The organism is Pseudomonas sp. Q2-TVG4-2, assembly GCF_013620795.1.
Taxonomy (GTDB): domain Bacteria; phylum Pseudomonadota; class Gammaproteobacteria; order Pseudomonadales; family Pseudomonadaceae; genus Stutzerimonas.
In genome coordinates this window covers 118,577-145,118 of the sequence record NZ_LGLW01000008.1, presented here as the reverse complement: position 1 = coordinate 145,118, position 26,542 = coordinate 118,577, and the positions used below count along the sequence as shown (strand labels likewise).

Annotated in this window: 22 protein-coding genes; 14 read left to right on the top strand and 8 right to left on the bottom strand. The window is 60.9% G+C overall.

What is annotated here, in order from left to right; genetic code table 11:
* Nucleotides 1-71: 71 nt before the first annotated feature.
* The 8 genes from H3028_RS17495 to H3028_RS17460 all read right to left on the bottom strand — a co-directional run bounded on the left by H3028_RS17495 (nt 72) and on the right by H3028_RS17460 (nt 9,531).
* The gene (locus H3028_RS17495; RefSeq protein ID WP_168423789.1) at nt 72-320 is read right to left on the bottom strand and encodes an acyl carrier protein; all 249 of its coding nucleotides are present in this window, start codon (nt 318-320) and stop codon (nt 72-74) included.
* Nucleotides 317-2,236: an HAD-IIIC family phosphatase gene (locus H3028_RS17490; protein WP_181298499.1), complete on the bottom strand. Its 1,920-nt coding sequence runs from the start codon at nt 2,234-2,236 to the stop codon at nt 317-319. The genes H3028_RS17495 and H3028_RS17490 overlap by 4 nt, the downstream gene beginning before the upstream one ends.
* Nucleotides 2,237-2,257: 21 nt before the next feature.
* Nucleotides 2,258-3,796, bottom strand: coding sequence for an MBOAT family protein (locus H3028_RS17485; RefSeq protein ID WP_181298498.1), 1,539 nt, complete (start codon nt 3,794-3,796; stop codon nt 2,258-2,260).
* 434 nt (nt 3,797-4,230) lie between these two features.
* On the bottom strand, nt 4,231-5,115 hold the full coding sequence (locus tag H3028_RS17480) for a lipid kinase (RefSeq protein ID WP_181298497.1): 885 nt from the start codon (nt 5,113-5,115) through the stop codon (nt 4,231-4,233).
* Nucleotides 5,116-5,378: 263 nt separating this feature from the next.
* Nucleotides 5,379-6,719 carry a short-chain fatty acid transporter gene (locus H3028_RS17475; protein ID WP_168423786.1) on the bottom strand — a complete coding sequence of 447 codons (1,341 nt, stop codon included), beginning with the start codon at nt 6,717-6,719 and terminating at the stop codon, nt 5,379-5,381.
* Between the two features lie 138 nt (nt 6,720-6,857).
* Complete coding sequence (locus H3028_RS17470; RefSeq protein WP_181298496.1) at nt 6,858-8,039, bottom strand: acetyl-CoA C-acetyltransferase; 1,182 nt, start codon at nt 8,037-8,039, stop codon at nt 6,858-6,860.
* A 99-nt stretch (nt 8,040-8,138) separates the two neighbouring features.
* Entirely contained in the window at nt 8,139-8,795 is a 657-nt protein-coding gene (locus H3028_RS17465) for a CoA transferase subunit B (protein WP_181298495.1), read from the bottom strand.
* A gap of 37 nt (nt 8,796-8,832) precedes the next feature.
* Nucleotides 8,833-9,531: a CoA transferase subunit A gene (locus H3028_RS17460; RefSeq protein ID WP_168423783.1), complete on the bottom strand. Its 699-nt coding sequence runs from the start codon at nt 9,529-9,531 to the stop codon at nt 8,833-8,835.
* A 154-nt stretch (nt 9,532-9,685) separates the two neighbouring features.
* Between H3028_RS17460 and H3028_RS17455 the strand changes: the two genes are divergently transcribed.
* The 14 genes from H3028_RS17455 (at nt 9,686) to H3028_RS17390 (ending at nt 26,463) form a co-directional block, all read left to right on the top strand.
* Nucleotides 9,686-10,585: a LysR family transcriptional regulator gene (locus H3028_RS17455; RefSeq protein ID WP_181298494.1), complete on the top strand. Its 900-nt coding sequence runs from the start codon at nt 9,686-9,688 to the stop codon at nt 10,583-10,585.
* A 231-nt stretch (nt 10,586-10,816) separates the two neighbouring features.
* Nucleotides 10,817-11,770, top strand: coding sequence for an AraC family transcriptional regulator (locus tag H3028_RS17450; protein WP_181298493.1), 954 nt, complete (start codon nt 10,817-10,819; stop codon nt 11,768-11,770).
* Between the two features lie 287 nt (nt 11,771-12,057).
* Nucleotides 12,058-14,019, top strand: coding sequence for a methyl-accepting chemotaxis protein (locus H3028_RS17445; RefSeq protein WP_181298492.1), 1,962 nt, complete (start codon nt 12,058-12,060; stop codon nt 14,017-14,019).
* 349 nt (nt 14,020-14,368) lie between these two features.
* Nucleotides 14,369-15,730, top strand: coding sequence for a benzoate 1,2-dioxygenase large subunit (gene benA / locus H3028_RS17440; protein ID WP_181298491.1), 1,362 nt, complete (start codon nt 14,369-14,371; stop codon nt 15,728-15,730).
* Nucleotides 15,731-16,219 carry a benzoate 1,2-dioxygenase small subunit gene (gene benB / locus H3028_RS17435; RefSeq protein ID WP_181298490.1) on the top strand — a complete coding sequence of 163 codons (489 nt, stop codon included), beginning with the start codon at nt 15,731-15,733 and terminating at the stop codon, nt 16,217-16,219.
* Nucleotides 16,220-16,229: 10 nt separating this feature from the next.
* Nucleotides 16,230-17,240 carry a benzoate 1,2-dioxygenase electron transfer component BenC gene (gene benC, locus H3028_RS17430; RefSeq protein ID WP_181298489.1) on the top strand — a complete coding sequence of 337 codons (1,011 nt, stop codon included), beginning with the start codon at nt 16,230-16,232 and terminating at the stop codon, nt 17,238-17,240.
* Between the two features lie 181 nt (nt 17,241-17,421).
* Nucleotides 17,422-18,201 carry a 1,6-dihydroxycyclohexa-2,4-diene-1-carboxylate dehydrogenase gene (locus tag H3028_RS17425; RefSeq protein ID WP_181298488.1) on the top strand — a complete coding sequence of 260 codons (780 nt, stop codon included), beginning with the start codon at nt 17,422-17,424 and terminating at the stop codon, nt 18,199-18,201.
* Nucleotides 18,202-18,347: 146 nt separating this feature from the next.
* Nucleotides 18,348-19,691: an MFS transporter gene (locus H3028_RS17420; RefSeq protein WP_181298487.1), complete on the top strand. Its 1,344-nt coding sequence runs from the start codon at nt 18,348-18,350 to the stop codon at nt 19,689-19,691.
* Between the two features lie 36 nt (nt 19,692-19,727).
* Nucleotides 19,728-20,849, top strand: coding sequence for a muconate cycloisomerase family protein (locus H3028_RS17415; protein ID WP_181298486.1), 1,122 nt, complete (start codon nt 19,728-19,730; stop codon nt 20,847-20,849).
* Between the two features lie 15 nt (nt 20,850-20,864).
* A complete protein-coding gene (gene catC / locus H3028_RS17410; protein WP_181298485.1) occupies nt 20,865-21,155 on the top strand; it encodes a muconolactone Delta-isomerase in 291 nt (96 codons plus the stop codon).
* Between the two features lie 73 nt (nt 21,156-21,228).
* Nucleotides 21,229-22,167: a catechol 1,2-dioxygenase gene (catA, locus tag H3028_RS17405; protein ID WP_181298484.1), complete on the top strand. Its 939-nt coding sequence runs from the start codon at nt 21,229-21,231 to the stop codon at nt 22,165-22,167.
* Nucleotides 22,168-22,399: 232 nt separating this feature from the next.
* Nucleotides 22,400-23,626 carry a benzoate/H(+) symporter BenE family transporter gene (locus tag H3028_RS17400; protein ID WP_181298483.1) on the top strand — a complete coding sequence of 409 codons (1,227 nt, stop codon included), beginning with the start codon at nt 22,400-22,402 and terminating at the stop codon, nt 23,624-23,626.
* A gap of 113 nt (nt 23,627-23,739) precedes the next feature.
* Nucleotides 23,740-25,011, top strand: a complete 1,272-nt coding sequence (locus tag H3028_RS17395; RefSeq protein ID WP_181298482.1) for an OprD family porin — start codon at nt 23,740-23,742, stop codon at nt 25,009-25,011.
* A 132-nt stretch (nt 25,012-25,143) separates the two neighbouring features.
* Nucleotides 25,144-26,463 (top strand): amidohydrolase, encoded by a 1,320-nt coding sequence (locus tag H3028_RS17390; RefSeq protein ID WP_181298481.1) that lies wholly within the window; start codon nt 25,144-25,146, stop codon nt 26,461-26,463.
* The last annotated feature ends 79 nt before the right edge of the window (nt 26,464-26,542 follow it).

Here is a 26,542-nt window from a genome sequence, read left to right as displayed (position 1 = left end):
GCTGGCCGCGCTTGCATCTCCGCTTTGGGCGGCGTTCCCGTTCCTGGGTAGTCCAGCGGCATGGGCCATGGCTATTTCCCTTCGAGTTTTGCGCTGATGACTTGAGCGAAATGGCCAACGTTGCGCAGCGATTCAAGCTCCGCTGTCCGAAACTTGATACCGAAGCGTTGCTCCGCCGCGACGGTGAGCATCACATGAGCTTGGCTGTCCCAGCCGTCGATGTCGTTGGCAGTCATTTCCGGTGAGAGGATGATGCTGTCATCGTCGAATATGTCGTGGAAAACCGGGGTGAGCGCCGTGAGTACTTCTGATTCGGTCATGCCGTTACCTCGATAAAATGGCAGGGAATGCGGGTGGTGTTGAGGTCATAGCGCCAGAATGTCGCCTGGCTGGAGGAATCGGTGGGCGCGGGGTATTGATCAAACCCCAGTCGTGGATAGTGTTCTGCGACCATGCCATTGCGTTCGGTAGGTCGGTATTCGCCGATCAACGCGCGGTAGCCGGCGGCAATTGCGGCACTGGCGAGCACCTGAAGTACGGCGTCTTCGACCTGTCGACCGAGCACGCGGCAACTCATCAGCCAGCTGTCGATGAGCAGTTCATCTTCGGCGATAGCCTCGTCCGGGCGCGCCAGCACCACACTGATCAACCCGTTGTCGCCAAACTTGTCGGCCAGCCGGATGGCGAGCGCCACGCAGTGCGGGTCGCTGGCCATGCGCTCGACCTCCGCCTCGCTGTAGCGACGGGTGGCGAGGTTGAACTGGTTGGTCTTGTTGATCAGCTGGGTGCAGCGGGCCAGCTCGGCGGCGCCGATCGGGGTCGCGGTCAGCACCATTTCCAGCCCGCGCAGATAACCTTCCATATCGGTGGCCTGGCTCATCGCCGCCTTGCGTTCGGCATTGAGCGCATAGTTGCGGCCGCGGGTGGCGTCGTCGGACGTGAAGGACACCGCTTCGAAGTAGCCGGCCGCAGCCACTCGCGCGGGGTAATCGGCCACGTCATCGGGCAGCTCGGGCACAGCGACTTCTGGCAACTCGCGGCGCACGATGTCGCGCTCGGCCGGGTTGTCGTCGACGAAAACCAGGCTGTCCAGGCCGATGTCCAGCATCGACGCGATACGCCGCAGGTTGCCGGCCTTGTCGTCCCAGTTCGCTATGAAAGCGGCAACGTCGCTGCGTTTGAGTGCCATCTCTGGGTGATTGAACGCCGCCTCGGCGACGCTCAGGTCGTTCTTGCTGCACACGGCAAGGATGATCCCCCGACGGGCGAGCAGCGCGGCGTAGCGCTGGAAGGCAAGGAAGGCTTCGCCGCTGGGTGAACCTTGGCCCAGGTGAATGCCGCCAACACCGTCGTCGCCGACCACGCCGCCCCACAGCGTGTTGTCCAAGTCCAGCACCAGGCATTTACGCGACAGGCCAACGCTTGCCGCAGCGATGCGTGCCAACTGATCGCCGTACAACGGTGCCAGATTGGGGCTAACCAATTGCTTGGCCTGATGCCAGCGCAGCGGTTCGGCCAGACCATCACCGTAGCTGCCGCGTGCGGCTTCCCAGGCGAGATCCATCAACAGCACGCCGTCTTCACGAGCGGCGGCGCGAATGGCGGCGTTCAATCGGTCGATCACTGCGTAGGGCGCGGCCGGCACCAGCGCTTCGAAGGAGCCGAAGATTGGCGGATCGGCCGGCACTAGCGTTTGCTGCACCACCTGCGCGGCGAAGCGTTCCCGGGCACGTCGCCAGAGTAGCCGCAGTTCGTCGACCCGTTCGGCGACCGCTACGTCCACATTCGCCTGCGAGGCCTCCAGGGGCAGCTGCAAAGGTGCATCGCGCGCATCCAGCGCCAGCACCAGCAGTTGCGGGGCGAAGGCAGCCAACTCCGCGTCGTGTGTCAACAACGCCTGGCGATACATCCCATAGGGCGCAACGTGAACGGAGAGCGCCAGTCGGCGCTGCAGGCCCGCGACCCGGATAGCCGGTAGTAGATGGTCCACTGTGTGTGAGGAGAGCAGGGCGATGCGTAAAGAGCACAATCCCGACACGGACGCCTCGCCGCTGGCCACGCTGCGCAGGCCCTCGCTTGCCAGGCGATCCAGGCGCATCGTTTGGGTGAAGTCGCGGCGGTAGCCGGCCAAGCGTGCGGCTTCGATGAGTCGCGCGATCGGGTCGAGTTCGCGTTTGGCCTCGCTGATGGCGGCGCTCAGGTCCTGATGTCGGGCTAGCCAGAGAAGCTGATCCATTAGCCATTCACTCCTTGAAGATCAGAACTGGAAGTAGAGAAACTCGGTTGGGGCCACGGAGAACGCGACGGCCAACGCGAAGAAACCCAGCACGCCGATGGCCACGCCGATTACCGGGGTCGGGCTCCACAAGGCGACCGGGAACCAGCGCAGCAGCCAGTTTTCGCGGGGTTGCGCATCCAGGGCGGTACGAAAGCGCGCCATCCATTGCTGCACGTTGGGCATCAGCCAGACGAAGGCGAGTAGCAGGGCGATGGTGAGGAAATCCGATTTGTCGAACTTGGTGGCCTGCTCGCTCAGCCCAACCATGCCGGAGAGCATCGCCATCGCCGCCGGAACACTCGCTGCGCGGAAGAACACCATTGCCACGACCACGCAGAGGAAGGTCAGCAGGACGGCGCCGGTGTGATGCCAAAGCTTGTCGCTATCGAGAGGCAACCCCTGGCGCGCCTTATAGGCCCGGAAACCGTGCGCAACCACGAGATAGAAACCATGTAACAGGCCGAACACCACGAACTGCCAGCCAGCGCCATGCCAGACGCCGGAGATGAACATGGTCAGCACCGTCGGATAGGCGACCAGTACGACAAATGTGCTCAGGCTCATCTTGCCGCGACGTGGTAGCGGTTTGCCCGTCGCCATTCGCGAGCGAGTGATGCGCATGACGATGGGGTTGTAGATGTAGGCGGTCAGGAAGCGCGTCAAGGTCATGTGCCAGCGCGACCAGTAGTCGATCACGTTGTGGGCCTTGAACGGGCTATTGAAATTCACTGGCAAGCGCAGGCCGAAGAGCAGTCCGAGGCCGATGGCCATGTCGCTGTAGCCGGAGAAGTCGAAGTAGATCTGCAAGGTATAGGTCAGCGCGCCAAACCAGGCGTCGTATAGCGCCGGTACTGTGCCGTCGGCCGCGACGGCGAAGATCGGCGAGGCATTGGCGCCCAGCGGATCGGCAATGATTACCTTCTTGAACAGGCCAAGCAGGAATACCGTGAGGCCCAACGAAATGTTGTCGATTCGCGGGCGGAAGGTGCTGCTGTCGTTGAACTGCTTGAGCATCTCGCCGTGATGGGTGATTGGGCCGGCGATCAGTTGCGGGAAGAAGCTGATGAACAGGCAGTAATTGATGAAATCGTGTTCGCTCACTTCCCCATCGTGGGCGTCGACCAGATAGGCGATCTGTTGGAAGGTGAAGAACGAGATCGCTAGCGGCAGGATGATGTCGCCCACCGACCAGCCCAGGCCGAACGCATTGTCGAGCGCGCCGAAGAGGAAGCCGGTGTACTTGTAATAGCCCAGCAGTGCGACGTTGGCAGCGACGCCGAGCACCAGCAGCAGTCGCGACGGCCGGCGCAGCAGATATCCCCCGATCAGGTAGTTGACCACCATGCTGCCGACCAGCAGCGGCACATAGGCAGGGTTCCACCAGCCATAGAACACTAACGATGCCAGCGTCAGCCAGATCGCCGCGTAGCGTTGTCTGCCAGTGCCCGCGAAAAGAATGAAACCCAGTAAAACGACCGGAAGAAACCCGGCGATGAACACCACGGAGTTGAAGAGCATCGTCCTTTTCCCTATCCCTGAACATCCGCCGCCGTTCTACGATCAGAACCGCGGCTTAGCGGTGAACCACCACATACCGATAACTGCCTATCGGTGCGTTCGCTGAAGACTCCTCGACCTTTACTGCATGCCCTCAAGGGAGGCACTACCGCCAGGCTTGCTTCGTGAGGCACGCCGGCCTGGCTTGGGTCTGTTAATTGCGACACGGATTTGTAAAAAAAAGTTGCGCTGTTTATCTGGCCCTAGAACGTCCAGCAGACGAGCGGGCGTGTCGCCAAATCAAGCGAAACGCCTATTCCAAAGGGAACGTTTGATGTGCGTAGCCAATTGGAGGACATGTTGCCCCGTGCACCTGCGTGGTGCGCGGTTGCAAGGCGATGATGGCGCCTGGCTTGAAGGGAAGACCGGGCATCGCCAAGAGCGGCTGAGTGCGATCAGCGCTCTGGCGAATAGACTGATAGTGCTTTTGGCTTGATGCTGAATTCGGCTGGTGTATGGGTCGTCAGCTCGCCATCGGTATTGATCGGCATCGGCTTGCGCGTGGAGAGGGTGATTGCCGTGGTGCGAAATGCTCGCACGTCGCGGGTCGCACCATGGGTGCCGCGCCGCAGGCGAGGAAACAGCAGCAGCAGTTTCCACCAGCGACGAATTTCAAGGCTGTAGAAATCCAGATGGCCGTCGTCTGCCGTAGCGGTTTGTTCCACGGTCATGCCACCGCCGTAATATCGGCCATTGCCCACCGACGCCTGGATGGTTTTGACCATCATGCGTTCGCCGTCGTGCTCGATATACAAAACGAAGCGCCGTAAACGGCGCAACAGCCGGAAAGCGGTGATGGCATAACCCAGCCGACCCCACTTTTTCTTCGCTTCGGCGCTGAGCTGACGGGCCAGTTCCGAGCTGAACCCGATGCTCGCTACGTTCAGGAAGATATGCCCATTGACTACGCCAACGTCCATCGGGTGGGGCGTGCCGGATACGATCAGCAGTGCCGCCGCGACCGGGTTCGGCGGTATACCCAGCGTCTTTGCCAAGTCGTTGGCGGTGCCGAGCGGCAAAATGCCGACCGGAAGTCCCGCCATGATGAGCGCCGGTGCCGCGGCGTTTAGCGTGCCGTCGCCACCGCCGATGATGACCAGGTCACAGCCATCGGCGCTCTGGGCAATCTGCTCGGCGACTGGAGCATCCGGATTGCTTGGGCGCACCAGTTCGATACCGCCCTCGCGCAGCGTATCGAGCACATCGTCGATCAAGCCGGAGCCGTTACGCGCGTGACGGTTGATAACAAGCAGAGCGCGGCGGGTCTCGTCTGTTGGCATTGCAATACTCGAAGTCAGAGTTGTCACCGGGCGTCACGGCGGGGGTGGCGAGCTTACCGCTTGCCCAAGCCTGCCGGGCGAGCGCGCCTTCTGGCGTTGTTCACGCTGCATCGGATACGCCGCGCCTGTGATTGTTCATTCATCGAAGACAATCAGCGTGCCTGGCGGATAAGGTGAGCATGTATAGAGGGCGTTCTGGGTGCGAGCCGGTTGTATCCGACTATGGAGAGAGGCCGACGCCGTTGCGGCGTCAGCCTTTTTTATCAGCCGAGAAAGTACAAGCAGCCTGAAATGACGATGCCCGAGTACACCAGCATCAGCAGGCAGTAGCCCATGATGTCCCGCGCGCCAAGACCGACAATGCCGAGGATCGGCAATGCCCAGAAGGGTTGGACCATGTTGGTCCAGGCATCGCCCCAGGCAATCGCCATGGCCGTGACGGCTGGCGTCACGCCGAGTGCTTGGCCAGCAGGCAGCATGATTGGCCCTTGCACCGCCCATTGACCGCCACCGGACGGCACGAAGACGTTGACCAGACCGGCGCTGAGGAAAGCCAGCACCGGGAAAGTATCGGCCGACGACCAGGCGATAAAGGTGTCGGTGATCTGCTTGCCTAGCGAAAGCCCGTCAGCGTTGGCACCGACCATCATGCCCATGATCCCGGCGTAGAAGGGAAACTGAATGACGATGCCGCTGATGCCGCCAATACCGTCTTGGACGGCGCGCATGTAGCGCTCCGGCGAGCCATGCAGCGCCAGACCGATGAATAGGAACAGACCGATGACGATGTTCAGCGTCAGGGCGAAGCCGTTCTCAGCGAAGTAATAACCGAAGTAGATGGCACCCAGTGCGACGATGATCAGGTTGAGGATACGGCTGTCGTCCAGGCGTTGCGCCAAGGTGCCGCGCGGCAAGGGCTCATGTTCGGGATCGAGCAGCAGTGCCGGGTCGGCGACCTTCGGCTGCTTGGGGTGCATCGCCCAGTTGAGGATGGGCAGGCCGATCACCAGCAGGGCAATGATGGTCAGGTTCAGGGTGGTAAACAGCGTGTCGCCAACGCCGATGGCCGCTGTCACGACCCCGCCGGTCATACGTTCGACGTCCGCGCCGCCGGTGGCCAGTGACAGCGGAATGGAGCCGGACAGGCCGCCATGCCAAATCAGGAAGCCCGAGTAGGCCGCCGCCACCAGCAGAGGGTAGTCGACGCCTTTGACCTCACGCGCCAGGGCGCGGGCGAACACCGCGCCGATGACCAGACCGAAGCCCCAGTTGATCCAGGAACCGGCCAGCGCTATCAGCGTGACCAGCACGACGGCTCGGCCGGGTGTTTTGGCGGTGCGTGCCAATCCGGCAAGCAGACGATGTATCAGGGGGGCGCTGGCCAGTGCATGACCGGTGACCAGAATCAGCGCCATTTGCATAGCGAAGGTCAATAGATTCCAGAAGCCGGTGCCCCAGTGCTTGGCCATCGCCGGCAAGCCTTGGCCGGTGATGAGCATGCTGGTGGCGAGCACGATGAGGCTCAGCAGTATGGCGAAAACAAAGGGGGAGGGAAGGTAGCGCTGTACGAGCTTGACGCTCCACGCGGTTACGGTGTTAAGCATGGTGATCCTGCATTATTTTTCTTAGGGAGGGCGGCGCCGGTCTCCCAGGGCGCCGCCGTTGAGGTGAAGCGGTGTAATAGGCTATCCGGCCACAGTGACAGGACAGCGAACCTCGATGGCGGAGGCGGATGAGCCTCCTCAGTCGCGCTCGATTGCCAGCGCGACGCCTTGCCCGCCACCGATGCACAAGGTGGCGAGCCCCTTTTTGGCGTCGCGTCGAATCATTTCGTGCACCAGCGTGACCAGGATGCGGCAGCCCGAGGCGCCGATCGGATGTCCCAGGGCGATGGCACCGCCGTTGACGTTGACCTTGCTGGCGTCCCAGCCGAGCTCCTGGCCGACCGACAGCGCCTGCGCGGCGAAGGCTTCGTTGGCCTCGATCAGATCGATGTCCTCCAGTGACCAGCCGGCCTTGTCCAGGCAGCGGCGGGTCGCCGACACCGGGGCGATGCCCATGATCGCCGGGTCAACACCAGCATTGGCGTAGGCCTTGATCCGTGCCAGTACCGGCAAACCGAGAGCTTTGGCCTTGTCCGCGCTCATCAGCAACACCGCGGCGGCGCCGTCGTTGAGACTGGAAGCGTTACCGGCCGTGACGCTGCCGTCCTTCTTGAAGGCAGGGCACAACTTGGCCAGCGCTTCGGCGGTCGTACCGGCGCGCGGTTGCTCGTCGGTATCGAAACGAAGCGGCTCACCCTTGCGCTGAGGAATCTCGACCGGGGTGATCTCGTCCTTGAAGCGCCCGGCCTCAATGGCCGCAACCGCTTTTTGCTGCGAGGACGCGGCAAAGGCGTCTTGCGCCTCGCGGCTGATGCCGTATTTGTCCACCAGATTTTCGGCAGTGATGCCCATATGAAAATCGTTGAACGCATCCCAAAGCCCATCGCTGATCATCGAGTCGACCAGTTCTGCATGGCCCATGCGCAGCCCGGTGCGGGCCTTTGGCAGTACGTAGGGTGCCAGGCTCATGCTTTCCTGGCCGCCGGCGATGATGACCTCGGCGTCGCCGCAGCGAATCGCCTGGGTGGCCAGATGCAGCGCTTTGAGGCCGGAGCCGCAGACCTTGTTGAGGGTGAACGAGGGCACGGCGTGTGGCAGGCCAGCCTTGATCGACGTTTGCCGTGCTGGGTTCTGGCCGGCGCCTGCAGTCAAAACCTGGCCGAGGATCACTTCGTCCACGTCGGCGGGGTTCAGCCCGGTTTGGGCGAGCAGATTCTTGATGACCGCCGCGCCCAGGTCCGGCGCGGCGATATTGGCCAGCGCGCCCTGAAAGGAGCCGATGGCGGTACGGGTCGCTGCAACGATGACGACGTCTTGCATGTTCTTGCTCCGGTTGAGTCGGGTGTTGTAGAGAGCGGGCGGTCGCTGGGCTCTGTAGAGCCTGCGAGCAAGCTCGCTCCTACAGGGAAACGTGTGCGTTCAGAACGTCATTTCCGGCACGTGTTCCGGTACCACCAGCTCGCCGGCGGTCTTGGCGACGATTTCTTCGACGCTGACGCCCGGCGCGCGCTCCTTGAGCACGAAGGCGCCGTTCTCGATTTCCAGGTAGGCCAGGTCGGTCAGTACGCGCTTGATACAGCCGGCGCCGGTCAGCGGCAGGGTGCACCTCGGCAGCAGCTTCGACTCGCCGTCCTTCGACGCGTGGGTCATCAGCACGATGATGTTCTCGGCGCCGGCCACCAGGTCCATGGCGCCGCCCATGCCTTTGACCAGCTTGCCGGGGATCATCCACGAGGCGATGTTGCCCTGTACGTCAACCTCGAAGGCGCCAAGCACGGTGAGGTCGATGTGCCCACCGCGGATCATCGCGAACGATTCCGCCGAGTTGAAGATGGAGGCGCCGATGCGCGCCGTAACAGTCTGCTTGCCGGCGTTGATCATATCGGCGTCGAGTTCTGCCTCGGTGGGAAAGGTGCCCATGCCGAGCAGGCCGTTCTCCGATTGCAGCATCACTTCCATGCCCTCGGGCACGTAGTTGGCGACCAGGGTCGGGATGCCGATTCCGAGGTTCACGTAGTAGCCGTCCTGCAGTTCGCGAGCGACGCGCTGGGCCATTTGTTCGCGGGTTAGTGCCATGGTTTTGACCTCTTGTTCTTTCAACCACTAAGGGGGATCAGCTGCGGACGGTGCGCTTTTCGATGCGCTTCTCGAAGGTGCCGCAAATGATGCGGTCGACGTAGATGCCGGGCGTGTGGATCTGGGTGGGGTCGATCTCGCCGGGCTCGACGATCTCCTCGACCTCGACCACCGTGATCTTGCCGGCGGCTGCCGCCAGCGGGTTGAAATTCTGCGCGGTATGCCGGTAGATCACGTTGCCGTAGCGGTCGGCCTTCCAGCCTTTGACGATGGCGAAGTCGCCGGTGATGGCGTGTTCGAGGATGTGCGGACGGCCGTTGAACTCGCGGACATCCTTACCTTCGGCGATGGGCGTGCCATAGCCGGTGGCGGTGTAGAAGGCCGGAATCCCGGCGCCGCCTGCGCGCATCTTCTCGGCCAGGGTGCCTTGGGGCGTCAGCTCGACTTCCAGCTCGCCGTCGAGCAATTGCTTCTCGAACAACCCGTTCTCGCCGACGTAGGAGGCGATCATCTTGCGAATCTGACGGTCTTCCAGCAGCACACCCAGGCCGAAGCCATCGACGCCGCAGTTGTTCGAAACCACCGTCAGGTCGCGGGTGCCCTTGCGCTTGATCTCGGCGATCAAATTTTCCGGGATGCCACACAGACCGAAGCCACCGGCCAGCACGGTCATGCCGTCCTGGAGCCCGTCGAGGGCTTCGGCGTAGGTGCTGACGCGCTTGTCGAAACCAGCCATGAACCATTCCTCTTATTGTTGGAGACGCATGTCGTGCGACCGAGTGTTCCTGCTGAGAAGTGATTTGTTAAGTTGATTTTTAAGCGCTATTGATTGATAAAACGAATCAAGCTGATGCGATGACTGCGAATCGCACTTCCCGTGGATTGGGCCTATGACCGTAAAACAGCTGCGCGCCTTTCTAGCGGTGGCGCATACCCTGAGCTTTGCCCAGGCGTGCGAGCGCCTGCATCTATCGCAGTCGGCGCTGAGTCTGACTATCAAGGCGTTGGAAGACGGCCTGGGGGGACGGCTGTTCAGCCGCACTACGCGCGCGGTAAGCCTGACGCCCGAAGGCGAGGCGCTGTTGCCACTGGCGCGTCGGCTACTGGCCGATTGGGACAACGCCGAGGACGAGCTGCGCCAACGCTTCACCTTGAAACAGGGCCGGGTGGCGTTGGCATCGATGCCATCGTTCGCCGGCAATCTGTTGCCGTCGGTGCTGCGTACCTTTCGGGATCAGTACCCCTCGATCAGCGTCACGGTGCATGACGTGATCAACGAACAGGTCATGGAGATGGTGCGGGATCGGCAGGTCGAACTAGGCATAGCCTTCGAGCCGGAGCCCAGCTCACCGCTGAGCTTCATTCCGCTCTACACGGATCGCTTCGTCGCGGTGGTGCCGGCTGATTCGGCCTTGGCTCGCGATGGTGAATTGAGCTGGTCTGAATTGCTCCAGCATCCCTTCATTACGCTGCAACGACCCTCTACCGTGCGTTACATGCTCGAAGATCACCTGCGCCAGCGCGGCTGCAGTCTGCCGGTGCAGTTCGAGAGTCATCAGCTGGCCACGGTCGGGCGCATGGTAGCCAGCGGCCTGGGGGTCAGTGCTGTGCCGGCGCTGTGCCGCGAGCAGATGCTGGAGCTCGGTGCACGTTGTGTTGCCTTAGGCGACCCCGTAATCGAAAAGCCCGTCGGCATCCTGACCAAGCCCGGACACGAGCTCTCGGTGGCTGCCCAGGCCATCGCTGATACCTTGTGCGCTGAAAAGGGATATCCACGCGCCATTGGCTAATTGCCTCAGGTTGCGAAAACCGGGGGCGCCCGCCGGTCAGTGAGTACGAAAACGTGCGGTTACCGGACGGTACGGATGTTGGCCGTTCGTCCAATCTCCTATGCTTGGCAACAGCGATATGCTTCGCGCACAGGCTGAGTGACCACGGTCCCGGTCCGGTGTGACGACAGGCCTGGTGTCGCTTCGCAATGACACCAGCCTAACTATAAAAAAGACAAGAGTGCCCCTGTGATGGATAGTCTGCTGAACGCGAAAAGCAGGATTTTCGAGCGTGCCGATCCCCACGCGGTGTCGGAGTACGTCAATCAGCATGTTGGTGCGCACTGCATTCAGTTGCCACGCACCGGCAATCCGCAAGCCAGCTTGAGTCACTGTACGTTCGGCAAGCTCGATCTCTGCCGGCTGAGTTACGGTGGCAGCGTGCATGTTACGTCCCCGGCGCTGGAAACCATCTACCACTTGCAGCTGTTGCAACGCGGTCACTGCCTCTGGCGCGGCCGTGGTCAGGAGCACTATTTCACTCCCGGCGAGCTGCTGTTGATCAACCCGGACGATCCGGTCGATCTGACCTATTCCGATGATTGCGAGAAGCTCATCGTCAAACTGCCGGCTTCGTTTCTGGAAAAGGCCTGTGCCGAGAACCAGTGGCGCGCACCAGGCGAGGGCATTCGGTTCACCAGCAGCCGCTATGATCTCAAGCAGCTCGAAGGGATCGAAAGCCTGCTCGGGTTGATCTGCCAGGAGGCCGAAGCCGAGCATTGCATACCGCAACTGCAAGACCAGTACAGCCGCATCATTGCCTCGAAGCTGCTATGCACCCTGGCTAATAACATCCACCGCGAGCCGTTGAGCGACAGTTGCCCATCGTTCGGGCGCATCACCGATTACATCGACGAGCACCTGAAGAAGGACATTTCGGTAGAACAATTGGCGCAGCTGGCGAACATGAGCCCGCGCTCGCTGTACATGCTGTTCGAGCGCAAGCTCGGCACGACGCCAAAATCCTACATTCGCCAGCGCAAGCTGGAGCAGATCCATGGCCGTCTGAGTGACCCCTCGGCCAAGGTTCGCAACATCACCGAGATCGCGATGGACTATGGCTTCCTGCACCTGGGGCGCTTCTCGGAAACCTACAAAAGCGCTTTTGGCGAGTTGCCGTCCGATACGCTGCGCCGACATCATTAGAGCGCTCTAGTGGCCATTGCCCGCGCGTCGTTGCACATGAGCGACGCGCCCGAACAGTAACCCCCTCCCCAACGGCGGAATCCACAATTCCGCCTGCTCAAGAATGCTCCGCGATTGCCGCTGGGTCTCGATGCGAGAAACGGTCCGGTATGTAGAGCTCGTAGTTGATCTCAGCGGACCGCTCACACTGGTGGTGTAAAACTGACGCCCAATAATTGACGAGCCTTTACAAAGCTTGTACAAAACGCTTCGGCTGTTTTCTGTTGTACAACTTTTAAGGTGAATAGATGGACAGGTTCCGAAGCCTTCTGCTCGATATCAGCGTTAGACGCAAATTGTTATTGGGCTTCGGCCTTGTACTGATGATCACATTGGCGATCGCCTGGATCAGTTACCAGGCGTTGGATACGGTTCTGGAGCGGTTCGCCAAACTAAGTCAGGTCGCTGAGATCAAGGGACTGGTGGCCGAAGCACGGCAGAACGAGAAAAACTACCTGTTACGACAGGAGGCCGCCTTTCTGAACGAAGCCCGGCAGGCGATCGATAAGACCCTGCAAATTGCCGCCTCCACACGCGCCGACTTACGAAGCCCCGATAAAATCGCACAGTTGGACCAGCTCAAGCAGGACGGAGAGGGCTACCAGACCAAGCTGGGCGAATTCAGCCAGGCGATGCAGCAAAGCCAAATTGCCGAGGACAATATGGAAGAGGCTGCGCGCGACGCGCTCAATGGCTTCGCCACGGCGGAATCCGAATTACGCAGGCGGGCCGAGGAGCAGATCCGACAGACTGGCGACACCGAGAGTATTCAGACTCTGGATCGTTTCGATCAGGCCGCCGGACTGGCCAGGCTGATGCTGGATGCCCGCAGGCTGGAAAAGAACTTCGTCATCGGCGGCAACCAGAGCGATGCTGATGCCTTGCTTGCCCAGCTGGAGACTTCTGCCGTGGCAGGCGCAGCGCTGCGCAACAGCTTGCCCGAGGGTGACAGCAGGCGTGCACTGGACCGGGCGTTGCCCAGGCTGAACCAGTACCGACAGGAATTTCTCGGTTACCTCAAGGCGCATTCGACTCGCGTCGCCAGCGAGGCGGAGTTGACTGAGCGTGCGCGTCAGATGGTCGGTGTTGCACAAAATGCCTACGCCAGCCAGCTCGAAGAATTGCGTCTCGAGCAGCGCCAGGTTCGCATGGTCCTGATTGGTGCGACGGCGGTGGCGCTCGTCATGAGCTTGTTATGTGCCGTGTTGATCACCCAAATGATCGTCGGTCCACTGCAGCGCGTGGTTTCTCTCGCCCGGCGTGTGGCTGATGGGGATCTGTCGGAGAATCTCACCATTGATCGCCGAGATGAGCTGGGTCAGTTGATGCAGGCCATGCAGCAAATGACCGAGAATCTGCGCATGCTGATGACCCGGCTCTCGGATGGCATTGCCCAGCTTGCCGCTGCTGCCGAAGAGATGTCCGCGGTGACCGAACAGACCAGTGTCGGAGTGGGGCAGCAAAAGCTCGAAACCGATCAGGTGGCTACGGCGATGAACGAGATGACGGCTACTGTTCAGGACGTTGCGCGCAATGCCGAGTCGGCGGCGCATTCGGCAGCATCGGCTGACGTTCAGGCACAACAGGGGCAAGCGGTGGTCCGGCAAACCATCGAGCGTATCGAAGAACTGGCACGATCCATCGAAGCTTCAGCCGAATCCATCGAGCGGCTAAAGCATGACAGCAGTGGCATCGGTAGCGTGCTGGATGTAATCAAAGGCGTCGCCGACCAGACCAACCTGCTCGCACTCAACGCTGCAATCGAAGCGGCTCGTGCAGGCGAGGCGGGCCGAGGTTTTGCTGTAGTGGCTGATGAAGTACGAGCACTGGCGCGCCGCACCCAGGAATCCACATTGGAAATCGAGGGCCTGATCGGAGCACTGCAGAGCGGATCTCAGACCGCGGTTGAGGTCATGGGTAAGAGCTGCGGCCTGGCAGGCCAGACGGTTGAGGCGGCGCAATTGGCTGGAGAAGCACTCAATGCGATCAATGCTGCGGTATCGAGCATTCAACAAATGAACCAGCAGATCGCGACTGCGTCGGAGCAGCAAAGCGCCGTCGCGGAGGAGATCAATCGAAGCGTTTCCAGCATTCGTGACGTGGCCGACCAATCTGCTGCTGCCACAGAGCAGACCTCGGCAGCCAGCGCAGACCTCGCACGGCTAGGCAGCGAATTGCAGTCCCAGGTTGCTCGATTCCGCCTCGTCTGACGCCCACGCGCAGCGACAGCGAAGGCGCCGATTATCGGCGCCTTTTTTTTGGGTTACGAAATGGCCTCTTGAGCCGCGATGCCTCCCGGTGCGTACTCCCAGTGCGTCGGCTGGTTGGTTCTTGCACCAACCGGTCTCCGGCAGCTCAAGGGGCAAACCGTCTGGCGTCCTGCCGTGCTCAACCATTCCCCCTCCGTTACTCCTCTTGTTATAGGCCAGCCCGTCGACCGGCCGGCTCGGTGTGCCATTGCAGAAAACGGATAAAGGTGCTGCAGGAAACGGATATTGATGCCGCTTCTCGCGCCGTAGCCTTCATCACGTAGACACAATAACAATGGAGGCCCCGGTCATGTCCCTGGGATTCGACTACCTTGATTCGCTTGTTGAAGACGACAAAGAGAAGGGCATCTTTCGCTGCAAGCGCGAGATGTTCACCGACCCTCGGTTGTTCGAACTGGAGATGAAGCACATCTTCGAGGGCAACTGGCTGTATCTCGCTCATGAGAGCCAGATTCCCGAAAAGAACGACTACTACACGACCTATATGGGCCGTCAGCCGATCTTCATCGCGCGCAACAAGGAAGGCGAACTCAACGCCTTCATTAATGCCTGCAGTCACCGCGGTGCCATGCTTTGCCGCTTCAAGAGCGGCAACAAGGCCACCTATACCTGCCCCTTCCATGGCTGGACGTTCAATAACTCCGGCAAGCTGTTGAAGGTCAAGGATCCGAAGGAAGCCGGCTACCCGGACAGCTTCGATTGCGACGGTTCCCACGACCTGAAGAAGATCGCCCGCTTCGAGTCCTACCGTGGCTTCCTGTTTGGCAGCCTGCGAGAAGATGTCGCTTCGCTCGACGAATTTCTCGGCGAGTCGAAGAAGATCATCGACATGGTGGTTGACCAGTCGCCCGAAGGCATCGAGGTGCTGCGAGGCTCTTCCAGCTACGTCTTTGGTGGCAACTGGAAGCTGACCGCCGAGAACGGTGCCGATGGCTACCACGTCACGGCCGTGCACTGGAACTACGCGGCTACGCAGAATCAGCGCAAGCTGCGCGAAGCCGGTGAAGAGATCCGCACCATGAGTGCCGGTGGCTGGGGCAAGAAGGGCGGTGGGTTCTACTCCTTCGAGAACGGCCATCTGCTGCTCTGGACTCGCTGGGACAACCCGGAAGACCGGCCGCTCCACGCGCGCCGCGAAGAAATGATCGCTGAGTTCGGTCAGGCACGTACCGACTGGATGATCGGCAACTCCCGCAACCTCTGCCTATACCCGAACCTGTATCTCATGGATCAGTTTGGCTCGCAGCTGCGCATCGCCCGGCCGATCTCGGTCGACGAGACCGAAGTCACCATCTACTGCATCGCACCCAAGGGTGAGAGTGCCGAGGCGCGCGCCACCCGCATTCGTCAGTACGAAGACTTCTTCAACGTCAGCGGCATGGCCACGCCGGACGACCTGGAAGAATTCCGCGCCTGCCAGGCCGGCTTCCAGGGACGCGCCATGGAGTGGAACGACATGTCTCGCGGGGCCAAGCACTGGATCGACGGGCCCGACGAGGGCGCGAAGGAGATCGATCTGCATCCCAAGCTGAGCGGTGCCCGCTCGGAAGACGAAGGCCTGTTCGTCATGCAGCACCAGTACTGGCAGCAGCAGATGATCAAGGCCGTCAAGGCGGAACAGGATCAGCTGATCCATGTGGAGGGCGCATAAATGACCATCTCCTACGACGCTGCGCGCGACTTCCTCTACCGTGAGGCGCGCTACCTCGACGACAAACAGTGGGAAAGCTGGCTGGAAATGTACGCCCCGGACGCCACGTTCTGGATGCCGGCCTGGGACGATCGTGACCAACTAACCGAAGACCCGCAGCGTGAAATTTCGCTGATCTGGTACGGCAATCGTGGCGGCCTCGAAGATCGGGTTTTCCGCATCAAGACCGAGCGCTCCAGCGCCACCGTTCCGGATACCCGCACCAGCCACAACATCAGCAACCTGGAGTTGCTTGAGCAGTCCGATGGCGTCTGCAAGCTGCGCTACAACTGGCACACGATGAGCTTCCGGTACAAGACGGTAGATCACTTCTACGGCACCAACTTCTACACCCTCGACACACGCGGCGAGAACCCGCTGATCAAGGCCAAGAAGGTCGTGCTGAAGAATGACTACATCCGCCAGATGATCGACGTATACCACCTCTGAGGGCGCCGCCATGACCCATAAGATTGCATTGAACTTCGAAGACGGCGTCACTCGTTTCATCGACGCCAATACCGGCGAAACCGTAGCTGATGCGGCTTATCGTCAGGGCATCAACGTGCCGTTGGACTGCCGTGACGGTGCATGCGGCGCCTGCAAGTGCTTCGCTGAGAGCGGCAGCTACGACCTCGGTGAGGAATACATCGAGGATGCGTTGAGCGAAGACGAAGCCGAGCAGGGCTACGTGCTGACCTGCCAGATGCGTGCCGAGAGCGACTGTGTGATTCGCGTACCGGCCGCCTCGGATATCTGCAAGACCCAGCAGGCCAGCTACGAAGCGTCGATCAGCAATGTGCGCCAGCTATCCGAAAGCACCATCGCGCTGTCCATCCGGGGCGAGTCGCTGAATCAACTGGCGTTCTTGCCTGGCCAGTACGTCAATCTGCAGGTGCCGGGCAGTGACCAGACCCGCGCCTATTCCTTCAGCTCGCTGCAGAAGGATGGCGAGGTCAGCTTCCTTATCCGCAACGTGCCGGGAGGGCTGATGAGCAGCTTCCTGACCGGGCTTGCCAAGGCGGGTGATAGCGTCAATCTGGCCGGTCCACTGGGTGCTTTCTACCTGCGCGAGATCAAGCGGCCGCTATTGCTGTTGGCTGGCGGTACGGGCCTCGCACCATTCACCGCGATGCTGGAGAAGATTGCCGAACAGGGTAGTGAACACCCGCTGCATCTGATCTACGGCGTCACCCATGACCACGACCTGGTGGAGATGGACAAGCTCGAGGCCTTCGCCGCGCGCATCCCTAATTTCACCTACAGCGCCTGCGTCGCCAGCCCAGACAGCGCCTACCCGCAAAAGGGCTATGTGACTCAGCACATCGAGCCCAAGCACCTCAACGACGGTGAGGTGGATATCTACCTTTGCGGTCCGCCACCGATGGTCGAGGCGGTCAGCCAGTTCATTCGTGAACAGGGCCTGGAGCCGGCGAATTTCTACTACGAGAAGTTCGCCGCCAGCGCGTGAGCCGTTCGTTCCGGCCATAAATAAACAAAAGCTTCGCCCCGGGGCGGGCCTCCCACAGAGCACACGCGTCCGCCGGACCTGTGGGAGGCGCGCCCTCGCGGCGAACGCATATCGCAGATGAGTAGGGTGGGTAACCGCGAAGCGTTACCCACCGGACCCTGGCATTCCAGAGGTTAGAAACATGAACAAGCGTTTCCAGAACAAGGTTGCAGTGATCACCGGCGCTGCCCAGGGCATCGGCCGTCGTGTGGCCGAGCGTATGGGAGAGGAGGGCGGCCGCCTGGTGCTGGTCGATCGCTCCGAGCTGGTGCATGAACTGGCCGATGAGCTGGGCATGAAGGGTGTCGAGGTGGTCACCCTGACCGCTGATCTCGAACAGTTCGCCGATTGCCACCGCGTGATGAGTGCGGCCAAGGAGCGCTTCGGGCGCCTCGACATTCTGGTCAATAACGTCGGGGGGACCATCTGGGCCAAGCCGTTCGAGCATTACCAGGAGCACGAGATCGAGGCCGAAGTCCGCCGCTCGCTGTTTCCCACGTTGTGGTGCTGCCATGCCGCGCTACCGCACATGCTGGAGCAGGGCGCGGGCGCCATCGTCAACGTGTCCTCGATTGCAACTCGCAGCCTAAACCGTGTGCCTTATGGCGCGGCCAAGGGCGGTGTGAATGCCCTGACCGCCTGCCTGGCGTTCGAGAATGCCCAGCGTGGCATCCGGGTTAACGCCACCGCACCGGGCGGTACCGAAGCGCCACCGCGTCGTATCCCGCGCAACAGCGCCGAGCAGACCGAGCAGGAGAGAGTCTGGTACCAGCAGATCATCGACCAGACCGTCGATTCAACCCTGATGAAGCGCTACGGAACCATCGACGAGCAGGCCGGTGCGATTCTCTTCCTCGCCTCCGATGATGCGTCCTACATCACCGGCGTGACCCTGCCGGTGGGTGGCGGCGACCTGGGCTAGAGATCCGAAAGACAAGGTCGCTGCTGGGACTTGCTGCTCTGCAAGCAGCAATCCGCCGCGCAGCTGGCGTGCGCGGCGCCAGCCACGAGAGCCGGGCCGGTACGGCCGGCGAATCAAGACATACAAAAACAATAGAGAGTCATGCCATGCGAAAGATAGACGTACACGAAGTCATCGATAACGCTCGCTTCAGCGGGTTTCACTGGTTGGTCGTGAGCCTGTGCGCATTGCTGTTGATCTTCGACGGCTATGACCTGTTCATCTATGGCGTGGTACTGCCGGTGATCATGAAGGAGTGGGGGCTGACCCCGCTGGAAGCGGGTGCTCTGGGCAGCTACGCGCTGTTCGGGATGATGTTCGGTGCCCTGGTATTCGGCACCCTGGCCGACCGCATCGGCCGCCGGATGGGCATCGCCATTTGCTTCGTGCTGTTCAGCGGCGCGACGGTGCTCAACGGCTTCGCCAGTACGCCGACTGAGTTCGGCATCTTTCGCTTCCTTGCCGGTCTCGGCTGCGGTGGCTTGATGCCCAACGTGGTCGCGCTGATGAACGAGTACGCGCCAAAGAAGCTGCGTAGCACCCTGGTAGCGGTCATGTTCAGTGGTTACTCGCTGGGCGGCATGCTCTCTGCGGGACTGGGCATCTACATGCTGCCGCGTTTCGGCTGGGAAGCCATGTTCTTCGCCGCTGCCGTGCCGCTGCTGCTGTTGCCGGTGATTCTCTGGCATCTGCCGGAATCCGTAGGCTTCCTGGTGCGTCAAGGGCGTACCGATCAGGCGCGTGCGTTGCTCAACAAGGTCGATCCGAGTCGCCAGCTGACCGTAGCCGACGATCTGGTGATGACAGACGTAAAGGGCAAGAGCGCCTCGGTGCTGGCACTGTTTCGCGATGGCCGCGGCGTGCGCACGGTGTCGATCTGGGTTGCGTTCTTCTGCTGCCTGCTGATGGTCTACGCGCTGGGTTCCTGGCTGCCGAAGCTGATGGCCAATGCCGGCTACAGCCTGGGTTCGAGCCTGTCCTTCCTGCTTGCACTGAATTTTGGCGGGATGGCCGGCGCGATTCTCGGCGGCTGGTTGGGCGACCGCTTCAACCTGTCCAAAGTAGTGGTGGCGTTCTTCGCGGTGTCCGTGGTTTCCATCAGCCTGCTGGGCTTCAAGACGCCGATGCCGGTGCTCTACACCCTGATTTTCATCGCTGGCGCCACCGTAATCGGCACTCAAATCCTGCTGTACGCAACCGCCGCGCAGTTCTACGGCCTGTCGATTCGCTCCACCGGTCTTGGCTGGGCATCGGGCATCGGCCGCAACGGCGCGATCGTCGGTCCGCTTCTAGGTGGCGCGCTGCTGGGTATCAACCTGCCGCTGCAGCTGAACTTCATGGCCTTCGCCGTACCAGGCGTCGTCGCTGCCCTGGCCATGACTGTCTTCACCATTTCCAGCAGGCGCAGCAGTGCGACCACGCCGGTGATGATGTCGGCGGCCAAGGCCTGATCCCTGATCTCGAAAAACTGGAAATCGGAAATCGATATGAGCCCCATCCTGATTGAAAGCATCCAGGCGATCGTCGTCGACCTGCCGACCATCCGCCCGCACAAGCTGGCCATGCACACCATGCAAAAGCAGACGCTGGTGGTGATCCGTGTCCGCTGCTGCGACGGTATCGAAGGCATCGGCGAATCCACCACCATCGGCGGGCTGGCCTACGGTAACGAGAGCCCGGAGAGCATCAAGCAGAACCTCGACAGCCATCTCGGCCCGCTGCTGGTGGGTCAGGATGCGGCGAATATCAACGCAGCCATGCTGCGTTTGGATAAGGCGGCGAAGGGCAACACCTTCGCCAAGTCCGGCCTGGAAAGCGCGCTGCTCGACGCTCAAGGCAAACGCCTCGGACTGCCGGTCAGCGAGCTGCTCGGTGGCCGCGTTCGCGATAGCCTGGAAGTGGCCTGGACCCTGGCCAGCGGCAATACAGCCAAGGACATCGAAGAAGCCGAGCACATGCTGGACATCCGTCGCCATCGCATCTTCAAGCTGAAGATCGGTGCCAACGAGGTGAACGCCGACCTCAGACACGTCATTGAAATCAAGAAAGCGCTGGGTGACCGTGCCAGCGTGCGTGTCGATGTGAACCAGTACTGGGACGAATCCCAGGCCATCCGCGCCTGCCAGATTCTCGGCGACAACGGCATCGATCTGATCGAGCAGCCGATCTCGCGAATCAACCGCGGTGGGCAGATTCGCCTGAACCAGCGCAGCCCCGCGCCAATCATGGCTGACGAGTCCATCGAAAGCGTCGAGGACGCCTTCAGCCTGGCGGCCGACGGCGCGGCCAGCATCTTCGCCCTGAAGATCGCCAAGAACGGCGGCCCGCGTGCCGTACTGCGCACCGCGCAGATCGCCGACGCTGCGGGCATTGCGCTGTATGGCGGCACCATGCTCGAAGGCGCCATCGGCACCCTGGCCTCGGCGCATGCGTTCGTCACCATCAACAAGCTCACCTGGGCAACCGAGCTGTTCGGCCCGCTGCTGCTCACCGAAGAAATCGTCACCGAGGCGCCGGTTTACCGCGACTTCCAGCTGGAAGTGCCGCGCGCGCCGGGTCTCGGCCTGACCCTGGATGAAGAGCGCATGGCGTTCTTCAGCCGCAAGTAACCGGAGGCTGAAAAGATGCTGTTTCACGTGAAGATGATCGTAAAACTGCCGGTCGACATGGACCCGGCGAAGGCCGCCAAGCTCAAGGCCGATGAGAAGGAACTGGCCCAGGGCCTGATGCGTGAAGGCAAATGGCGCCACCTGTGGCGCATCGCCGGCCAGTACGCCAATTACAGCGTATTCGACGTGGCCAGCGTGCAGGAGCTGCACGACACCCTGATGCAGCTGCCGCTTTATCCCTACATGGATATCGAGGTCAACGCCCTTTGCCGGCACCCCTCGTCGATCCGTGAAGACGATAGCTGATCCTGTTACTCAATCGACCGGGTGCGCCGGTCCGTTGTCAGCGTGACCAAAATTACAAGATGAGGCCTGAGCCATGACTGTGAAAATCTCCCACTCCCCTGAAATTCAGCAGTTCTTCAAGGAAGCCAGTGGCTTCAACAATGACGCGGGCAGCCCCCGTCTGAAGCACATCGTCAATCGCATCCTGCTGGACAGCGCGAAGATCATCGAAGACCTGGAAATCACCCAGGACGAATTCTGGAAAGCCGTCGACTACATCAACCGTCTCGGTGGGCGCAATGAAGCGGGCCTGCTGGTGGCCGGACTTGGCCTCGAGCATTTTCTCGACCTGCTCGAAGACGCCAAGGATGCGCAGATCGGACTGACCGGTGGCACCCCGCGTACCATCGAAGGCCCGCTATACGTGGCCGGCGCGCCGATCGCTGAAGGCGAAGCCCGCATGGATGACGGCAGTGAAGATGGCGTTGCCACGGTGATGTTCCTCCAGGGCAAGGTCACCGGACCCGATGGCAAGCCGTTGGCCGGCGCTATCGTTGATCTGTGGCACGCCAATACCCAGGGCAACTACTCCTACTTCGACAAGAGCCAGTCCGACTACAACCTGCGGCGTCGCATCGTCACCGATGCCGAAGGTCGTTACCGTGCTCGCAGCATCGTGCCGTCCGGCTACGGCTGCTCGCCGGATGGCCCGACCCAGGAAGCGCTCGATCTGCTCGGCCGACATGGCCAGCGCCCGGCACATATCCATTTCTTCCTTTCGGCGCCGGGTCATCGTCACCTGACCACGCAGATCAACCTGTCCGGCGACAAGTACCTGTGGGACGACTTCGCCTACGCTACCCGTGACGGGCTGATCGGCGACATCCATTTCAACGACGATCCGGAAGCGGCACACGCCCGCGGTGTGGAAGGGCGGTTCGCCGAGGTCGAGTTCGACTTCCAGCTGCAGCAGGCGCCGGTACCGGAAGCCGAGCAGCGCAGCAGCCGTCCGCGGGCGCTGCAGGAGGCATGACCCGGAAAGGCCGGTCCCTGGATGCGCCGGCCTGGCTGCAGATGGATGCGACACCAAATGCCAAACCGGCCGTAGGGTGGATGGCGCTCTGTTCATCCACCGGCTTTGCGGAGTACGGCGGTGGTTGGGTGAAGCGTCATCCACCCTGCGCTGAACGGTTTCAAATGCGTGACCTACAACAAGAGCGATCCGGATACCGTCACGGATAGCCAGGCCTGACTTGCGAGGCTTCATGAATACGCTACTCAGAGACTTCTCCCTCTCCGCCGTGATTGCCGGTTTCATTGCGACGGTCATCTCTTACGCCGGCCCGTTGGTGATCATCTTTCAGGCGGCGAAAGCGGGCGGGTTGCCACACGACGTACTCTCGTCTTGGGTCTGGACCATTTCCATCGGCAGCGGCGTACTCGGTATCGTCCTTAGCCTTCGCTACAAGGTACCGATCATCATCGCCTGGTCCGCGCCGGGATCGGCATTGCTGGTGACCATGTTGCCCGACATCAGCATGAACCAGGCGGTCGGCGCCTACCTCGTATCGAGCCTAATTATCCTGCTGGTGGGACTATCCGGCGCGTTCGACAAAATCATCCACAAGCTGCCCGCGGCGATTTCCGCCGGGATGCTGGCCGGCATCCTGTTCCGCTTCGGCACTGGCTTGTTCGTTTCGGTGAAGGAGCAACCTTGGCTGGTGCTGGCGATGTTCGGCACCTATCTGCTGTTCAAACGGCTGATGCCGCGCTACGCCGTGATGGCGGTGTTGGTAGTCGGCGTTGCGATCGCCGTCGGCAGTGGCGAGTTGCGCAGTGAGGCACTGGTGATCGGCCTGGCCGTACCGGTGTGGATAACGCCAGAGTTCAGCTGGCAGGTCATCCTCGGCGTGGCCTTTCCGCTGGTGATGGTGGCCCTGACCGGGCAGTTCGTGCCTGGCATGGCCGTGCTGCGCAACGACGGTTACCAGACCCCGGCGAGCCCGCTGATCAGCAGCAGCGCGCTGGGTACCTTGTTGCTCGCACCCTTCGGTTGTCACGGCCTGAACCTGGCGGCCATCACCGCGGCGATCTGCACCGGTAAGGAATCCCACGAGGACCCCAGCAAACGCTATGTCGCCGGTGTTTCCGGTGGGGTGTTCTACCTGCTGCTGGGCGCGTTTGGCGCCACGTTGGTTTCTATTTTCACGGCGTTTCCCGCCGCGCTGATCGCGGCGTTGGCTGGCCTGGCGCTGCTGGCCGCCATTGGCGGTGCACTGAGCGCGGCCATGTCGGTGCCGGAAGACCGTGAAGCGGCGCTGATCACCTTTCTCGTCACCGCTTCGGGGATGTCGTTCCTCGGTTTGTCCGCAGCCTTCTGGGGATTGATCTTCGGTATCGCCGCGCACCTGCTGTTGACGCTGAAACGAGCGCCGGCTCCCTTGCCGGCCAGCCCGCCCGCATCCCTGGAAGAGGAGCAACCCGCCGGCTGATTCCCCGCCGCAGCGGTTCATTTTCGCAACCCCGAACCTTCGTCGTTTCTGTCGGCCTGTGCCGGCGGGGCGACGGCGTGCACCTGAAAAACAACAACAACGAGTTCAAAACCATGAAGAACAAGCCAGAACGTTCCCCTATTGCATTGGCCATCGGCGCCTCTCTTTGCCTCCCTTCGGCCTTTGCTGCCGAAGCAGGCTTCATTGACGGCACCACGGCGACGCTGCAAGCGCGCAACTATTACTTCAGCCGGGATTTTTCCGACATCGTCGGCACGAATCAGCAATCAAAGTCGGAGGAGTGGGCCCAAGGCTTTATTCTCAACGTGAAATCCGGTTATACGCCCGGTACGGTCGGTTTCGGTGTCGACGTGCTTGGTCAGCTTGGGTTCAAGCTCGACAGCGGTAGTAGCCGCGTCAATACCGGTCTGCTGCCCACGGGCAGCGATGGCAAGGCCGCGGATAACTTCGGACGCATCGGCGCGGCGCTCAAGGCGCGGGTGTCGAAGACCGAGCTTAAGATCGGCGAGCTGACGCCGAACCTGCCGGTGCTGACGTTCAGCGACATTCGTCTGTTGCCGCCGACCTACCAGGGCGCCAGCATCATCTCGCAAGAACTCGACGGGCTGACGCTGCAGGCCGGCCAATTCCATTCCGGCAGCGTGCTAAACGAGGCGGGCGACGGTGCGATGCGGGCGAAGCTAGGCCATGTGCCGCAACTGGGCGGCGACGTGGCAACCGATCGCTTCAACTATGCCGGTGCCGACTACGCCTTTAACGACAAGCGCACATCGGCGGGCCTCTGGTACGCGCAGCTCGAAGACATCTACAACCAGCGCTTTTACAGCCTCAAGCACAGTGAGCCGGTGGACGACTGGGTGTTTGGCGCCAACCTCGGCTACTACGACTCGCAGGAAGATGGCGAGCGGCTGCTCGGCGATATCGACAACCGTGCGCTATTCACGGTGCTTTCCGCCAAGCGCGGCGGCCACACTGTCTCCGTCGGTTATCAAGCGATGTTCGGCGATGACGCTTTCCCGCGAGTGTTCAACAACGTCAGTCCATTGGGCAATGAAGTCCCCACTTACGAATTCGCCGGCGCGGATGAGCGCTCCTGGCAGGTGCGGCATGATTTCGACTTCTCCGTCGTTGGCATTCCGGGTCTGGTATCCACGGTGCGCTATATCCGCGGCGATAACGTCGACACCGGCCGCGGCTTCGAGGGTCAGGAATGGGAGCGTGATCTGGACCTCGGCTACACCTTCCAGCGCGGTGTGCTGAAAAACCTCGGGGTGCGGGTACGTAACGTCACGGCTCGATCCAATTACCGCAGTGATATCGATGAGAATCGGCTGATTTTCAATTACACCTGGCATTTGCTGTAGCGCAGCGACCAAACGTGCGCGCTGGAAGACGTCTTTTACTGGCGAGTATTTGGCAGAATTTATATAGCGATCATTTTTCTGCCGATGCTGTTTTCGTTAATTAATCTGCCAATCATTTCCAGGGTTAGGTATATGCATATTGGATTCGTAAAATCAGTTGCTGCAGTTCTGTTTATTACTTCTGTAACAGGGACGGCGGCTGCTCAAGGCTGGGTTGAGCAGGCAGCAAAGGATGTCAACGCGCAAGTAGTTGCTTGGCGTCATGATATCCATCAACACCCGGAACTCGGGAATATGGAGTTCCGTACGTCCCAAATGATCGCGCAGCAGCTGGAAAACTTTGGTCTGCAAGTACATAGCGGCATTGGTAAGACCGGTGTGGTTGGGGTTTTAAAGGGCGGAATGGATGGTCCGGTGGTGGCGCTGCGCGCGGATATGGACGCATTGCCGGTCAAGGAAGAAACAGGGTTGCCATATGCGAGCCAAGCCAAAGGCATATTTCACGGCGAGGAAGTCGATGTCATGCATGCATGTGGCCATGATGCGCATGTCGCTATGTTATTGGGAGCGGCGAAAATCATGGCGGCCAACAGCGAAAAGATTCCGGGTACCGTCGTGTTTGTGTTTCAGCCAGCAGAAGAGGGTGCGGCAGATATAGATGTGTTTGCCCAGCCGGATGAGCTGTACGGGGCGCGGCGGATGATCGAGGAGGGCGTTCTCGACAACCCGAAAGTCGAGGCGATGTTTGGGCTTCACGTCATGGCAGGAATGAACAGCGGGCACCTGTTTTATAAAAAAGGGGCCACGCTTAACAGTTCAGATAGTTTCCGCATCACGTTGCAAGGTGACCAGACGCATGGTTCGATGCCGTGGGCAGGGACCGATAGCATTGTCGCTGGATCGCAGGTGGTCAACGCAATGCAAACGCTGGTTAGCCGGCATACGGATCTCTCAAAAGGCGCTGGTGTCGTCAGCGTCGGCAGCATACACGCCGGAACGGCAGATAACGTAATACCGGAGTTATTGCAAATGGGCGGAACCATACGCAGCAATCATCCGGAAGTACGCTCGGTGCTGCTTGAAAAACTTCCTGCGATCGTGAAGAACACAGCTGAGGCCAACTTCGTTAAAGCCAATGTTCAGATTGCCACTTTGATGCCGGTCACCATGAATGACGAAGCCCTTACTGAAAAGGTCATCCCGGGGCTGAGGGAAGCTGCCGATGGAAGACTCGAAGAGCTGCCGGCAAATCTTTCTCCAAGTGAGGATTTCGCCTTCTATGCGCAGAAGGTGCCCAGCCTATTTGTTTTCTTAGGTGTATCCCCGCAAGAAGCGGATGCTAGCGAGGTGGCCATGAACCATAACTCGAGGTTTATGGTGGATGATGGTGCGTTGGCTACAGGCGTCAGAGCGCATATCGAGTTCGTCCTGGCATTCGCCGAGGCTAGTTGAGGCCGATCAGATTAGGCGTGGACTATTTTCAGGCTTTAATCCACACGACTCGCCGCCATGGCTGCCATGCTTCGCCAGG